The 14,169-nt window shown below is 75.1% G+C and carries 16 protein-coding genes; 7 read left to right on the top strand and 9 right to left on the bottom strand.

What is annotated here, in order from left to right:
- Positions 1-143 precede the first annotated feature (143 nt).
- The 3 genes from lnt (at position 144) to AF1_RS21250 (ending at position 3,175) form a co-directional block, all read left to right on the top strand.
- Positions 144-1,805, top strand: coding sequence for an apolipoprotein N-acyltransferase (gene lnt, locus AF1_RS21260; RefSeq protein WP_067801984.1), 1,662 nt, complete (start codon positions 144-146; stop codon positions 1,803-1,805).
- A 5-nt stretch (positions 1,806-1,810) separates the two neighbouring features.
- Positions 1,811-2,557, top strand: a complete 747-nt coding sequence (locus tag AF1_RS21255; RefSeq protein WP_067801981.1) for a polyprenol monophosphomannose synthase — start codon at positions 1,811-1,813, stop codon at positions 2,555-2,557.
- 93 nt (positions 2,558-2,650) lie between these two features.
- Positions 2,651-3,175, top strand: coding sequence for an FxsA family protein (locus AF1_RS21250; RefSeq protein ID WP_067801978.1), 525 nt, complete (start codon positions 2,651-2,653; stop codon positions 3,173-3,175).
- 4 nt (positions 3,176-3,179) lie between these two features.
- Here the strand turns inward: AF1_RS21250 and AF1_RS21245 are convergent, their stop codons facing one another.
- The 3 genes from AF1_RS21245 to AF1_RS21235 are packed head-to-tail and all read right to left on the bottom strand — an operon-like array spanning position 3,180 to position 6,396.
- Positions 3,180-4,019, bottom strand: a complete 840-nt coding sequence (locus AF1_RS21245; protein ID WP_242608781.1) for an ABC transporter permease subunit — start codon at positions 4,017-4,019, stop codon at positions 3,180-3,182.
- Positions 4,016-5,470 carry an ABC transporter permease subunit gene (locus tag AF1_RS21240; protein ID WP_067801976.1) on the bottom strand — a complete coding sequence of 485 codons (1,455 nt, stop codon included), beginning with the start codon at positions 5,468-5,470 and terminating at the stop codon, positions 4,016-4,018. The genes AF1_RS21245 and AF1_RS21240 overlap by 4 nt, the downstream gene beginning before the upstream one ends.
- Complete coding sequence (locus AF1_RS21235) at positions 5,467-6,396, bottom strand: ABC transporter ATP-binding protein (RefSeq protein WP_067801971.1); 930 nt, start codon at positions 6,394-6,396, stop codon at positions 5,467-5,469. Before AF1_RS21235 ends, AF1_RS21240 begins: the two co-directional genes overlap by 4 nt.
- A gap of 136 nt (positions 6,397-6,532) precedes the next feature.
- On the opposite strand from AF1_RS21235, the gene AF1_RS21230 reads away from it, so the two are divergent.
- Together AF1_RS21230 and AF1_RS21225 are read left to right on the top strand one after the other, a co-directional pair.
- A complete protein-coding gene (locus AF1_RS21230; RefSeq protein WP_207394024.1) occupies positions 6,533-7,525 on the top strand; it encodes a sensor histidine kinase in 993 nt (330 codons plus the stop codon).
- Positions 7,522-8,184 (top strand): response regulator, encoded by a 663-nt coding sequence (locus AF1_RS21225; protein WP_067801967.1) that lies wholly within the window; start codon positions 7,522-7,524, stop codon positions 8,182-8,184. The genes AF1_RS21230 and AF1_RS21225 overlap by 4 nt, the downstream gene beginning before the upstream one ends.
- Before the next feature lie 66 nt (positions 8,185-8,250).
- Here the strand turns inward: AF1_RS21225 and AF1_RS21220 are convergent, their stop codons facing one another.
- The 3 genes from AF1_RS21220 to AF1_RS21210 form a co-directional block, all read right to left on the bottom strand.
- A complete protein-coding gene (locus AF1_RS21220) occupies positions 8,251-8,595 on the bottom strand; it encodes an RNA polymerase-binding protein RbpA (protein WP_067802035.1) in 345 nt (114 codons plus the stop codon).
- Between the two features lie 185 nt (positions 8,596-8,780).
- Positions 8,781-9,386 (bottom strand): ATP-dependent Clp protease proteolytic subunit, encoded by a 606-nt coding sequence (locus tag AF1_RS21215; protein WP_067801966.1) that lies wholly within the window; start codon positions 9,384-9,386, stop codon positions 8,781-8,783.
- Positions 9,383-9,955: a ClpP family protease gene (locus AF1_RS21210; RefSeq protein ID WP_275938304.1), complete on the bottom strand. Its 573-nt coding sequence runs from the start codon at positions 9,953-9,955 to the stop codon at positions 9,383-9,385. Before AF1_RS21210 ends, AF1_RS21215 begins: the two co-directional genes overlap by 4 nt.
- Positions 9,956-10,138: 183 nt before the next feature.
- Here AF1_RS21210 and AF1_RS21205 point away from each other — a divergent pair, with 183 nt between their 5' ends.
- On the top strand, positions 10,139-10,423 hold the full coding sequence (locus AF1_RS21205; protein WP_174548878.1) for a type II toxin-antitoxin system Phd/YefM family antitoxin: 285 nt from the start codon (positions 10,139-10,141) through the stop codon (positions 10,421-10,423).
- A gap of 125 nt (positions 10,424-10,548) precedes the next feature.
- Here the strand turns inward: AF1_RS21205 and AF1_RS21200 are convergent, their stop codons facing one another.
- On the bottom strand, positions 10,549-11,361 hold the full coding sequence (locus AF1_RS21200; RefSeq protein ID WP_067801962.1) for a glycerophosphodiester phosphodiesterase: 813 nt from the start codon (positions 11,359-11,361) through the stop codon (positions 10,549-10,551).
- A 108-nt stretch (positions 11,362-11,469) separates the two neighbouring features.
- Here AF1_RS21200 and AF1_RS21195 point away from each other — a divergent pair, with 108 nt between their 5' ends.
- Positions 11,470-11,691 (top strand): EF-hand domain-containing protein, encoded by a 222-nt coding sequence (locus tag AF1_RS21195; RefSeq protein ID WP_067801960.1) that lies wholly within the window; start codon positions 11,470-11,472, stop codon positions 11,689-11,691.
- A gap of 3 nt (positions 11,692-11,694) precedes the next feature.
- Here AF1_RS21195 and AF1_RS35925 read toward each other — a convergent pair whose 3' ends face one another.
- Positions 11,695-13,524, bottom strand: coding sequence for an MFS transporter (locus AF1_RS35925; protein WP_207394025.1), 1,830 nt, complete (start codon positions 13,522-13,524; stop codon positions 11,695-11,697).
- A gap of 129 nt (positions 13,525-13,653) precedes the next feature.
- Positions 13,654-14,169, bottom strand: a 516-nt coding sequence (locus tag AF1_RS21185; RefSeq protein WP_174548877.1) for a rod shape-determining protein, incomplete at its 5' end; no start/stop codon positions are given.

The raw sequence follows: 14,169 nt of genomic DNA, 5'->3' as shown, positions 1-14,169 counted from the left end.
AGTGTCCTGAGTCCGGCCGGGATCCCCGGCGTCCGGACCCTCCATGGTCACGGCCGCCACGCGCCGTCCGCGCGGGCCGTGGTCGCCGCGGCCGTCCCGGACCGGTAGCGTTCCGGGCAGGGAACGAGCGAACGAGGTGGGACGTGGCCCAGGAGACCCTCCCGGACCGGTCGCCGGCCACGGGCCACGGCGAGGGCTCCGGAGGCGCACCCGGCGACCCGGCGCGCACCGGCCGGTTCGGCCGGCTGCGCCGCGGTGTGCGCACCGGCGGCCGCGCCGGGTGGCGCCGCACCCTGCTCGCCGTCGGCGCCGGCCTGCTCATGTGGCAGGCGTTCCCGCCGTTCGACCTCACCCCGCTCGCCCCGGCCGGCGTCGCGCTGCTCGCCCTCGTCCTGCGCGGGCGGCCCGCCCGCACCGGCGCCTGGCTCGGGTTCGTCGCCGGCGCCGCGTTCTTCATCCCCGCCCTGGAGGGCATCTCCCGGATCGGCCCGGACGGCTGGATCCTCCTCAGCCTCGTCGAGGCCGCCTACTTCCTGCCGCTCGGCGCCGGGATCGCCGTCGTCACCCGGCTGCCCGGCTGGCCGGTGTGGACGGCCGCGCTGTGGGTCGGCCAGGAGTTCATCCGCGGCCGGGTCCCGTTCGGCGGGTTCCCCTGGGCGCGGCTGGCGTTCAGCCAGACCGCCACGCCGCTGACCCCGTACGCGTCCTGGGGCGGCGCGCCCCTCGTCACGTTCGTCACCGCGCTGGTGGGCGGTCTCCTCGCGTACGCGGCCGTGGCCGCCCATCGCGCCCGTGCGTCCCGCCGCGGGGGAGCGGACGCGCCCACCGCGCGGCGCGCCCTGGTGCCGGTCGCGGTCCCGCTGGCGCTGGTCGCCGCGGTCGCCGGGGGCGGGGCGCTGATCCCCGCGCCCGCGTCCGGGCGTCCCGTCACCGTCGCCGTCATCCAGGGGAACGTGCCGCGCACCGGCCTGGACGCCTTCGGCCAGCGCAAGGCCGTCCTGGACAACCACGTCAAGGCCACCCACGAGCTGGCCGCCAGGGTCCGCGCCGGCCAGGTGCCCCGGCCCGAGCTCGTCGTGTGGCCGGAGAACGCCAGCGACCTCGACCCCTACGCCGAGCCCGACGCCTACAGCGCCATCGACGGGGCGGTGAAGGACGTCGGCGTCCCCGTCCTCGTCGGCGCCCTCACCGACGCCCCCGACGGGGAGAAGGTCGAGAACCGCGGCATCGTCTGGGACCCCCGCGGCGGCCCCGGCGACTACTACGTCAAGCGGCACCCCGTGCCGTTCGGGGAGTACCTGCCGTTCCGCGACATCCTCACCAGGCTCATCACCCGGTTCGAGCGGATCCCGCGCGACTTCGCCAAGGGCACCCGGTCGGGCGTGATGCGGCTCGGCCCGGCCACCGTCGGCGACGTGATCTGCTTCGAGGTCGCCTACGACAAGGAGGTCCGCGACGTGGCGCGCGGGGACGTCCTGGTCGTGCAGACCAACAACGCCACCTACGGCCGCACCAGCCTGCCGCCGCAGCAGATCGCGATGTCGCGGCTGCGCGCCGTCGAACATGGCCGTACGATCTTGGTTGCCGCCACCAGCGGGATCAGCGCGATCGTCGCCCCCGACGGCCGGATGCTCGGCGAGTCCCGCGAGTTCGTGCCCGACATCCTGGTCCGGACCGTCCCGGCGCGCACCGCGCGGACGCCCGCCGACCGGCTCGGGGCGGCGCCGGAGTGGGCGCTCGCGCTGCTCGGGCTCGGCGCGGTGTTCGCGGCGGCATGGACAGCCAGGAAGAACGAGGGGAATTGACACCGATGGAGATCCCAGCCGACCTCGGCCGGGTGCTCGTGATCATCCCGACCTACAACGAGCGGGACAACATCGAGCGCATCGCCGGGCGGGTGCGCGAGGCCGTCCCGTCGGTGGACGTCCTGGTGGTGGACGACGCCAGCCCCGACGGCACCGGCGAGGTCGCCGATGCGATGGCGGACCGCGACGAGCAGATCAAGGTCCTGCACCGCAAGGGCAAGGACGGGCTCGGCCCCGCCTACATCGCCGGGTTCCGGTGGGCCGCCGAGCACGGCTACGACGTCATGGTCGAGATGGACGCCGACGGCTCCCACCAGCCCGAGGAGCTGCCGCGGCTGCTCGCGGCGCTGGAGGACGCCGACCTGGTCATCGGCGCCCGCTGGGTGCCCGGCGGCAGGGTGCGCAACTGGCCGAAGCGGCGCGAGGCGCTGTCGCGCGGCGCCAACACCTACGCCCGGCTGATGCTCGGCATCCCGCTGCACGACGCGACCGCGGGCTACCGCGCGTTCCGCGCCGCGACACTGGAGAAGATCGGCCTGGACGAGGTCGACTCACGCGGCTACTGCTTCCAGATCGACCTGGCGCTGCGGGCGCTGCGGCAGGGCCTGCGCGTGGTCGAGGTGCCGATCACCTTCGTCGAACGCGAGCACGGCACCAGCAAGATGAGCCGGGACGTGATGGCCGAGGCGGCGCTGCGCATCACCCAGTGGGGCATGGCCGACCGTGTCGGCAGGCTCCGCCCGCCCCGCTGAGATCCGCCGCCGGCGGGGCGTTCGCGGGGGAAACGTTCGGGGCCGCCGCGGCGTTGAACGGGGTGGAGGCTTTTCCGACCCGAAGATGGGGCCATGCTGCCGCTGCTGATCGTTCTGGGAGTCCTGCTCCTGCCGGTGCTGGAGATCTTCGTGATCGTCCAGGTCGGCGGGGTGATCGGCGCCTGGCCCACGGTCGGGCTGCTGCTCGCCGAGGCGTTCCTCGGCGCGTGGCTGATCCGGCGGGAGGGGCGCCGCGCCTTCGGCGCGCTCCACGACACCGTCCGCAGCGGCGTCCTGCAGGACCGCGACCTCGGCGACGCCGCCCTGGTCATGGCCGGCGGGATGCTGCTGCTGTTCCCCGGGTTCGTCACCGACGTGCTCGGGCTGCTGCTCGTGCTGCCGTTCACCCGCCCGCTCGTCCGGCGGTCGCTGGCGGCGTTCGCGGCGCGCCGGATGCGGGCGGCCGAGGACCGGGCCGCCGCCGTGTTCCCGCCCGGCCCCGGCACCGGCCCCTTCGGGCCGTTCGACGGGGGCCCGGACCGTGTCGAGACCCCGCCGGGACCGGTGGTCCGCGGCGAGGTCATCCACGAGGACGACGACACGGCGTCCCGCGCCTGACCGCTCAGGCGTCCCGCGCCGCGAACACGGCGCCGCCCGCCAGCAGCGCCGCCGCCGCGTAGCCGGCCAGGACGCCGAGGCCCGCCCACGGCCCGATCGGCAGCCGGTCCAGGTCCCGCGTCGCCTGCACCGCCAGCCCCGCCGGCATCGGCGCGACCTTGTCCAGCCGGTCCTGCCACACCGCACTCGCGGTGAGGCGGGTGACGACCGGGACGAGCCACAGCAGCGCCAGCACCGCCGTGATCGCCGCCGCCGGCTCCCGCAGCGCCGTCCCCACGCCGAGCGACAGCAGCGCCACCAGCACCAGGTACAGGACGGTCCCGGCCGCGGCCCGCGCCGTCGGCCCGTCCAGCGGCGACAGCGGCGGGTAGCCGTTCGCGGCGGTGAACCCGTTGCCGGGCAGCAGGCTCCGCCCGGCCGCCAGCGACGCCAGCACCCCGACCGTCCCGGCGGCGGCCACGGCGCCCGCGACCACGGCGGCCTTGGCGGCCAGCACCGCGGCCCGGCGCGGGACGGCCGCCAGCGTCGCCGCGATCGTCCCGGTCGTGTACTCGCCGCCGACCGCGAGGACACCGACCGCGACCGCGGCGACCTGCCCGAGCCGGACGCCCGACAACGCCAGCTTCGGCGTGTCCTCCATGCACCCGGCGGGGCTCGCGCAGTTCGCGGTGTCCACCGACCCGGTCACCGCGGCGCCGACGGCGGCGGTCAGCCCGGCCAACGCGACGAGCGTCCACCAGACGCCCGGCAGCGTCCGCAGCTTCGTCCACTCGGCGTGCAGCGTGTTCGTCCACGCTCCCCGCGGGAGGACGGCCCTCGGCGCGCCCCGGTTCGCCCCGCTCACGCGTCCCTCTTCCGGATCAGCCATGCCGCCGCCGCCAGGGCGGCCGCCGTGTAGCCGCACAGCACCCCGAACCCGGCCCACGGGCTGATCGCCTGGTCGAACCGCGTCACCGTCCGCTGGATCGCGAACCCGGCCGCCGGGGTGAGACGCTCCAGCCACCGCGCCGCCGGCAGCGGCAGCCCCGTCGCGGCGATCTGCGGGACGAGCAGGACCAGCAGCACGACCGTGATCGCGGGCGCGCTGCGCCGCACGATCACCGCGACGGCCAGCGAGAACACCGCGATGACCGCCGGCAGCGCCGCCGTGCCGAGCACCGCGCGCAGCACCGCCTCATCCGCCAGCGACGGCGGCGACATGCCGTGCGAGCGCAGGACCGGCCCGGCGAGCAGCACCGACCCGAACGCCCCCGCCAGCCCCGCGGCCAGTGCCGCGAGCGCCGCCACGATCGCCTTGGCGGCCAGCACCCGGCCCCGGCGGGGGCTCGCCGCGAACGTCGTGCGCAGCATCCCGCGCCGGTACTCGGCCGTCACGAACAGCACCGCGAGCGCGATGATCGCCGCCTGCCCGATCAGGACGCCGGTGAGGGTCGTCCTGGTGATGTCGTCGGCGAACCGGTTGGGGCCGATGTCGCCCATCCCCTTGAGCGTGAACGTCCCGCCCGCCTCGGCGCGCCCGTCGGCGCCGGGATCGGCGGCGGGCCCGCCCGCACCGCCCCGGTCCCGCCAGGACGCGCCCGGCTGCGACGACGACACCGACACGTGGTCGAACATCGCCCGGGTGGCGCCGGGACGCCCGGAGACGGTCTCCCCGCCGAACTGCCGCCGCACCTCCACCGTGTCGGGCACGGCCACGAACATCCCGGCCGGCGCCTGCCGCGGCAGCCCCTCCAGCCGGACCGACCCGACCCGGCGCCAGGTCCGCCCGTCCGCCGAGTCGTAGCCGGTCACGGCCGTGCCGGAGCGGGTCAGCTTCAGCCAGTGCGGCAGCGCCGCCGTCCCGCCGCCCGCGCCGCCGCTCTCATAGCCGGTCTGCAGCCGGACGCCGTGCCCCGGCGTCACCATCAGCGCCGCGTACGGGGCGCCCCGCCGCGTGCTCTCCCGGATCATGAGGCCGGCCTTCGCCCACGCGCCGCCGTCCCGCTGGGACGTGACACGGGCGACGATCGATCCGTCTCCCGCCAGGGGCAGGTACGTGAAGTGGCCGAGGTCGATGATCTGGAGCCGGCCGGGATCGGCCGGGCCGTCCCCGGAGGCGGTCGATTCGCTGCCCGCCGCGGACAGCAGCGCCACCAGCACCGTCAGCGCGGCCGACGCCAGCAGGGCCAGCGGCCAGCGCGGGACGGTCCGCAGCTTGGTCCACTCGGCCCGCAGCAGCCCCCCGAACCCGCCGCGGGCGTCCGCCTGGACGCTGCTGCGGTACGAGGGCGCCGTGGTGGGGTCAGGGGCGGTCACCGGGCCTCCCGCCCGGTCACGGCCCGGAACTCCACCGCGTCCCCGGTCAGCTCCATGTACGCCTCCTCCAGCGACGCCCGGTGCTCGGCGATCCCGCTGAACGCCGCCCCGGCCTGCGTCAGCAGCGCGATGATCTGTTCGGACGGGATGCCCGCGACCGTCACCGCGTCCCCTCCCGTCGCCGTCACCGTGGCGCCCGCCCGCGCCAGCACCGTCATGACGTCCTGCCGCGCGGTGGTGCGCACCTCGACACGTCCGCGGGACGCCGCCTTCAGCAGGTCCCCGACGCTGGTGTCGGCGATCAGCCGGCCCCGCCCGATCACCACCAGGCGGTCGGCGCCGCCCTCCAGTTCGCTCATCAGGTGGCTGGACACCAGCACCGCGCGTCCCTCGGCGGCCAGCGACCGCAGCAGCCCCCGGATCCAGGTGATGCCCTCGGGGTCCAGCCCGTTGACCGGCTCGTCGAACATCAGCACCGGCGGATCGCCGAGCAGCGCGGCGGCGATCCCGAGCCGCTGCCGCATGCCGAGCGAGAACCCGCCCGCCCGCCGCCGGGCCGCGCCGCCCAGCCCGGTCAGCTCGATCACCTCGTCCACCCGCCGGGCGGGCAGCCCGCCCGCGTGCGCGAGCCACCGCAGATGGTCGCGGGCCCGCCGGGCCGGATGCACCGCCGAGGCGTCCAGCATCGCCCCGAGCCCGCACAGCGGTGTCCGCAGCGACCGGTAGGGCTTCCCGCCGACCAGCGCCGTCCCGCCGTCCGGCCGGTCCAGGCCCATGATCATCCGCATGGTGGTGGACTTGCCGGCGCCGTTCGGGCCGACGAACCCGGTGACCTGCCCGGGTCCGGCCGTGAACGACAGGTCGTCCACGGCGACGGCCGCCCCGTACCGCTTGCGCAGGCCGCGTACTTCGATCGTTGCCTCCATGCCCCGGGAGGCTACGGACGGCGGCGGCCCGCGGTCATCCCGCGGCGGGGCCGTCTTGGCGGGCGGGAACCGGGGGACGCGGCGTCCCTCCCGGGAGGGACGCCACCGGACCGCCGGCCGCGCCACAATGGCGTCCGTGGGGGAGATCGGCGGGCGGTCACGGTGGCCGGTGGCGGGTTCCTGCCTCGCCGTGGCCGGCGCCGTGGAGGCCGTCTACCGCACGCACGGCTCCGGTGCCGTCCTTTCGCTGGCCATCGTGGTGGACGTGTGCGCGACGCTCCCGCTCGTCCTGGCCCGCGACCGGATCACCGGCGCCGCCGCGACGATCACGGTCGCGGCCGCGGCCGCGTGCGTCCTGCACCGCGGTACCGCGCTCGCCGCGCTCGCCGCGCTCACGATCGTCTGGACCGCGCTGGTGCGGCGGCGGGTCCTGCGGCGCCGCGCGCGGGCCGCCGCGCTGGAGTCCTCCCGCCGCGCGTTCGAGACGACGCTGCTGGAGCACACGGCGCGCGGTGAGCGCGCCCGCATCGCCCGCGAGCTGCACGACGTCGTCGCCCACCACATCTCGATGATCTCCGTCCAGGCCGAGACGGCGCGCCTGGCCGTCCCCGGCATGCCGGCCGAGGGCGCCGAGCGGCTGCTGGCCATCGGCGACACCGCGCGGGCCGCGCTGACCGAGATGCGGCGGCTGCTGGGCGTCCTGCGCGAGGACGCCGGCGCCGAACCGACCCGCCGTCCGCAGCCCGGCCTGCGGCAGCTCCTCGATCTCGTCGACGAGGCCCACGAGTCCGGCGCGGGGAGCATCCGGCTGATCGTCCGCGGGGACGTCGCCGCCCTCGACCCCGGGCTGGAACTGGCCGCCTACCGGATCGCGCAGGAGGCGCTGACCAACGCCCGCAGGCACGCACCCGGCGCCGCCGTCGACGTGGAGATCGAGTACGGGCCCGGTGCGCTGCGGGTGCGCGTCCGCGACAACGGTCCCGGCCCGGGCGGCGCACCCGCCGGGCACGGGCTGCTCGGCATGCGCGAACGTGCCGCCGCCGCCGGCGGCGACCTGCGCACCGGCCCCGGCCCCGGCCCGCTCGGCGGGTTCCTGGTCGAGGCGACGCTCCCGCGGGCGGCGCCGTGACCGTCCGCGTGGTGGTCGCCGACGACCAGGAGGTCGTCCGCGCCGGATTCGGGGCACTGCTCGGCACCCAGCCCGACCTGGCCGTCGTGGCGACCGCGTCCGACGGTGCGCGGACGCTTGAGGTGTGCCGCGAGCACCGCCCCGACGTCGTGCTGATGGACGTGCGGATGCCCGTCATGGACGGCATCGAGGCCACCCGCCGCCTCACCGCCGAACCGGACCCGCTCCGCGTCCTCATGCTGACCACGTTCGACCTCGACGAGCACGTCTACGACGCCCTGGTCGCGGGCGCCAGCGGCTTCCTGCTCAAGGACGTCACGGCCGAGCGGCTGTTCGACGCCGTCCGCGTCGTCGCCGCCGGGGAGGCGCTGCTCGCCCCCGCCGTCACCCGCCGCCTCATCGGCGAGTTCGCCCGGCTGCGGCCCCGCCCGCCCGCGGCCGGCGTCCTGGACGCCCTCACCCCGCGCGAGACCGACGTGCTGCGGCTGGTCGCCGCGGGCCTGTCCAACGCCGAGATCGCCGCCCGCCTGGTCGTGGGGGAGGAGACGGTGAAGACCCACGTCAGCCGCATCCTGCGTAAGCTCGGGCTGCGCGACCGCGTCCAGGCCGTCGTCACCGCCTATGAGAGCGGCCTCGTCCTGCCGCGCTCGGGCCGCTGACCGCGGACATGGGACGGGCCCGCACCGTCACCGGTACGGGCCCGTGCCCTTCGGAAACTCAGTCGCTCACGCGGACTTCCTGCGCCCCGCCCGCAGGATCTCCAGCCGCTCGGCGAGGACCTCCTCCAGATCCTCGACGGTTCGGCGCTCCATGAGCATGTCCCAGTGGGTTCGCGGCGGCTTACCCTTCTTGGCCTGGGGCAGCTCCCCGTCCACTCGCAGGGCCGTGGCGCCGCAGTTGCGACATTCCCAGGTCATCGGCACCTCGGCTTCGGCCGCGAGCGTCACGGTGAACCGGTGGCCTTTGGTGCAGGTGTAGTCCACCTCTTGCCGAGGGGCCAGATCGGTGTTGCGATCGTTCTCGTAGCTCGTCGCTCCGAGCCGGGTACCGCGAAGTGCGCGCTCGGCCATCGTCACGTGCCTCCCAGACGGCTTGCGGTCTTGCCCTGACCAACGCTGGATACCGTGACAAGATTCCCCGAACATCCGGCGTTCTAACCCCGGCGCCATACCCGCTGATCGGGGGGCGGCCGGGTCCCGGCCCGGGACTGCCGGCCGGTGCCGCCCGCGTCCGGCCGGAGATCGGCGGGCCCTCCCTAGACGCGGGAGGTGAGCACCTCGTCGACCAGGCCGTAGTCCTTGGCCTCCCCGGCGCTGAAATACCGCTCGCGGTCCAGGTCACGGCGCACGGTCTCGGGGGCGCGTCCGGTCGCCTCCGCCAGGATCGCCTCGGTCCGCTCGCGCAGCCGCAGCACCTCCCGCGCCTGGAGGTCCAGGTCGGTGGTGTAGCCGCGGGACACCTCGATCGCCGGCTCGTGCAGCAGGATCCGCGCGCCGCGCAGCGCCTGCCGCCGTCCCGGTGAGCCCGCCGCCAGCAGGATCGCCGCCGCCGATCCGGCCTGCCCGACGCATGTCGTCTCGATCTCGGGCCGGACGTAGCGCATCGTGTCGCAGATCGCCAGCATCGCCGTCAGCGACCCGCCCGGCGAGTTGATGTACAGGGCGATGGGCCGGTCGGGGTCCATGCCCTCCAGCGTCAGCATCTGCGCGGTGACGTCGTTGGCGCTGGTGTCGTCCACCGGCGCCCCGAGGAAGATGATGCGGTCCTCGAAGAGCCTGTTGTAGGGATTGGTGTCCTTGCGGCCGTGGCTCGTCCGCTCCTCGTACTCGGGGACGAGGTACCGCCGTTCCGCCCGTGTCATGTGCCCACCCGGTCGGTGTTGTCGATGACATGGTCGACGAAACCGTAGTCGCGGGCCTCCTCCGCGGTGAACCACGCGTCCCGGTCTCCGTCGGCCTCGATCTGTTCCAGCGGCTGCCCGGTGTGGAACGCCGTCCGCTCCGCGAGCGTCCGCTTGAGGTAGAGCGACTGCTCGGCCTGGATCCTGATGTCGGAGGCGGTGCCGCCGATCCCGCCGTGCGGCTGGTGCATCATCACCCGCGCGTGCCGCAGCGCGTACCGCTTGCCCCGCGTCCCCGCGCACAGCAGCGTCTGCCCCATGGACGCCGCCATACCCATTGCGACCGTGGACACATCGTTCGGGACGAACTGCATCATGTCGTAGATCGCCATCCCCGCGTCCACGACCCCGCCGGGCGAGTTGATGTAGATCGTGATGTCGCGTTTGGAGTCCCGCGCGGCGAGCAGTAGAAGCTGCGCGTTGATCCGGTTGGCGACCCGGTCGTCGATCTCGCTGCCGAGGAACACGATCCGCTGCGCCAGCAGCCGCTCGAACAAATGCGCGTCCGCGAGCTGCGGCGCCTCCGCCACGCCGGCCCGCGACCTCCCCACGAACGTCTCCGCCCACCGCTCGCCGTCCCATCGCCTCGGTTCGCCGCTCACGACCCCTCCTCGATCATCTGTACATTTCGTACGCTCTGTACGTAGGAGCGTATTGCTGAGCGAGAAGCCGGGCCAAGGGGAGATCGGATGTTTCGCTATACGATGAATCACGTGGATGTTCCGGTAACCGAAGCACGTGCCCAGTTCGCGGATCTGGTGAACCGGGTCGCCTACACCGGCGAGCCCGTCAAGCTCACGCGGCGCGGCAAGGTGATGGCCGCCCTGGTCACCCCGGAGGATCTGGAACTCCTGGAGGCGGTCCGCGCCCAGCGCCTCGACCTCCAGGTCGGCGGGACGGTCCCGCCGGGACAGCCGTCCCGGCCCGGGGAACGCCCGCAGCCGCAGCCGCCGATGCGCATCGCGGCCGAGTACCGCCCGCCGGGCTTCAACCGCTGACCTGTGATTCGCGTCGCCGCCGGATCTCGGTGAGCGGCTCGGAGGCCTCGGCGCGGTCGCCGGGGATCCGGGCGCTGCTGTTCGCCGGGGTCGCGGAGTTGCGGGCGGATGCGGCGCGATGATCGTCAGGAGGTGGGGGCGGGGCGGGGGGCGTGCCAGAGGTCACGGGACCTCATGATGCGGCGCAGGGTGAGGAGATCGTCGGTCATGATGCCGTCGATGCCGAGGTCCAGGAGACGTTCCATGGCGGCGGGGTCGTTGACCGTCCAGGCGTGGACCTGCAGGCCGAGGCGGTGTGCCTGGGCGATGAACGACTCGGTGACGAAGGGGACGGGGCCGAGGCCGTAGGGGACCTGCGCGCAGGCGACGCCGGTGGCGGCGAGCCGGACGAGCTTGGCGGCGGGGCCGCCGTAGGAGATGGCGCGCAGCGCCATCAGGCCGCGCGGGCCGAGTGCCATGCACACGTCGTGGTCGGTGAACAGGGGGAGGCGGGCGCGCATCTGGGCCAGGCGGCGGGTGGAGAACGAGGTGATGCACACCCGGTCCCAGGCGTTGGTGCGGTGCAGCGTCGCGGCGAGCGGGCCGATGACGGGGGCGTCCTTCAGGTCGATGTTGACGCGCGCGTCGGGGAAGGAGCCGAGGACGTCCTCCAGCCGGGGGACGGGCTCGGTGCCGCCGATGCGGGCTTTGGCGACCTCGGTGTAGGGGAGGCGGGAGATGGCGCCCGTGCGGTCGGTGACGCGGTCCAGGGTGCGGTCGTGGAAGGCGACGACGACGCCGTCGGCGGTGGCGTGGGCGTCGGTCTCCAGGTAGCGGTAGCCGAGGTCGACGGCGCGCTGGAACGCGACCATCGAGTTTTCGGGCAGGCCGGCCGCCCCGCCGCGGTGGGCGAAGGGGATCGGCCCCGGGTGGTCGAGGAATTCGTACGGGCGACGCACCCGTCCGATTATGGCGGACCTTGTGATCAACACCGACCTTACTGTGTAAAGGGCCGGGTCGTGGTGCTACCGTCGCCCCGCGATCGATCAGCGAAGGAGCACACGCACATGGCGGACATGGACGACTACCGAGCGACGTTCGAGCTCGTAGACGTGGACGGTGACGGCTACATCTCCACCGGCGAGCTGAAGAACCTGATGGGCAGGCTCGGCCAGGACATCACCGGCACCCGCGCGGTGGAGGTGGTCGTGGCCGCCGACGCCAACCGGGACGGCAAGATCTCCCTGGAGGAGTTCACCGCCCTGATGGAGCGGGCGGCCCGCCACTGAGCGTCAGGCCGGCGGGCGCCGGAGCTTGAGGGCGTTGTCGGTGCGGGTCATCGTCCGCCCGTCCGGGGCGGTCTGGAGGCGTTCGTGCTCGTCGCTGAGCAGCACCTCCCATGCGCCGTCCGGCAGGCCCAGCGACTTCAGCACCTCGTCCGGGGTGGGCAGGTGCACGTCGGGATGGGAGTCGGGATCCCACGGCGGAGGCCCGGCGTGGCCCACGATGAGCAGGACGCCGCCGGGCGCGACGGCCGCGGCGGCGGCCCGCAGGACCCGGTCGCGGGGCATGGCCGTGGGGGAGTGCAGGAACTGCGCGGAGACCAGGTCGAACAAGCCCTCCGGGAAGGATGCGGCCAGGTCGCGCCGCTGGAAGTCGATGCGGTCGGCGACGCCCGCGGCGGCGGCGTGGCGGGCCGCGCGGTCGAGCGCGACCCCGGAGATGTCGGTGGCGGTGACGCGCCAGCCCTGCCGCGCGAGCCAGATCGCGTCGGCGCCCTCCCCGCAACCGAGGTCGAGGGCGGTGCCCGGTGTCAGCCCGGTGACCTCGCGGACGAGGACGGCGTTGGGGTCGCCGCTCCAGATGTGGTCGCGCTCGGCGTAGCGGGCGTCCCAGAATTCCTGGTCGGTGGTGGAGTCGTCCATGCCCCGATGGTGCGCCGTGACCAGGGCCGAAGGCGAATTGCGTTGCCGTTCCGGCAACGCAGGCAGCAGTGCCGCGACGGCGATGGCGGGGGCGGCGGCGAGGGCGTAGCAGAGCGGCAGGGGCAGCACGTCCAGGAGCACGCCGGTGGCGGCCGTCCCGCCGGCCGCGCCGAGGTTCAGCGCGGTGTTCACCCAGGCCGCCGCGCGGGTGCGGGCGCCGGGCGGTGCGGACGCGTCGGCCAGCAGGTAGGCGGTGGTCAGCGTCGGGCCGATGAAGAGCCCGGCGGCGCACGCCATCGCGGTCAGCGCGGGGGTGGACGGCGCGAGGCCCGCCGCGGCCAGGGCGAGGCCCAGCGGGCAGAGGAGCGCGGCGAGCCGGCCGCGCCCGGGAAGGGAACGGCTCAGGCTGCCGTGGGCGAGGCCGCCGAGGGTGCTGCCGACCCCGAGCGCGGCCTCCACCCAGGCGACCGCGGCGGGCTGGTGGTGATGCCGGGTGAACGCGACGGCGAGCAGGCCGGTCGAGCCGAGCACGACGCCGGTGGCCGCGGCGGCGACGGCCGGGGCGAGCGGGATCACGCGCCGTCCCCTGGAGTGTGCGGACGGCCGCGGCCGCAGCACCGGGGAGGCGATCAGCCCGGCGGTTCCGGCGGCCGCCAGGACCGCGCTGAGCGCGATCCCGAGGGACGGGACGGCGACCGCGGCCAGCAGCCCGGCAAGGAGCGGCCCGGTGACGAAGACGAGTTCTTCGCTGACGGTGTCGAGGCTGTAGGCGCGCCGGAGCAGCGGCCCGTCCGGCAGGAGGACGTTCCAGAGCGTGCGCATGACCACGCCCAGCGGGGGAGCGGTGACGCCGGCCGTGGCCGTCAGGGCGGTCAGGATCGGGAGCGGCGCGCCGGGACGCCAGGTGAGGGCGGCCAGCCCGGCGAGGCTGAGCGCGTAGGCGGCGGTCATCGGCGGCAGCGCGCGGCGGGGCCCGTGCCGGTCGATGAGCCCCGCGCGCAGCGGTGACAGGACGGAGACGGTGAGGCCGAGCAGGGCCATGAGGCCGCCGGCCCGGGCGTAGGAGCCGGTGGCGGTGGTGAGGGCCAGGGTGAGCGACAGGAAGACCGTCCCGTAGGACAGCCGTCCCAGCAGTGCGGGGGCGAAGGTGCGGAGGGCGTGCGGTGCGCGCAGCACGGCCGCGTACGACGGTGTCACGAGAGTGTTCCTCAGAAGAAGCCCGTTGAGGGGCGGTTCACGGGGACGCCGGAGGCCGCCGCGGCGTTCTGCGGCGGCGGGGCGTCCTACGCACAGACGAGGAACTGCACGGGGTGATCGTAGCGCGGGTCAGGGATGGGTGAGGCGCCAGGTGTCGGGGGAGCGGCAGGCGTGGGCGAGGCCGCGGATGGTGGCGCGGGCCGGGTCGGGGGCGATCGTGATCGAGAGGGAGATCTCGGCGGTGAGCCGTCCGGGCAGGGACGGCAGCCGGGCGCCGCCGCCGGTGAGCAGGAGGCCGCCGTCGCGGGCGGTGCGGCGCAGCGGGGCGGGCAGGTCGGCCAGCAGGTGGTGGACGTTCGCGGCGAGCCGTTCCCGGACGTAGTCGGGCAGCCGGGGGAGGGTGTGCCCGGCCTGCCGTTCGGGGACGTACTGGATGGCTCGTGCGCAGTGCACGCGTCCCCGCATGATGACGGCCGCTTCGACGATCCCGGCGCCGATGTCGAGGACGAGCCGGGGCCGCGGGTCGCCGACGCCGATGCCGGCGCCGATGGCGGCGGCGAGGGGCGCCTCCATGGTGCGGACGGGGCACTCGGCGGCGGCGCGGACGGCGCCGGCCGCGCGGCCGAGCTGGGTGCCGCTGGCGGC

The organism is Actinomadura formosensis NBRC 14204, from assembly GCF_001552155.1.
GTDB classification, from domain to species: domain Bacteria; phylum Actinomycetota; class Actinomycetes; order Streptosporangiales; family Streptosporangiaceae; genus Spirillospora; species Spirillospora formosensis.
Note: the sequence above shows the minus strand (reverse complement) of the source record. Positions and strands in the feature narration are given on the sequence as shown.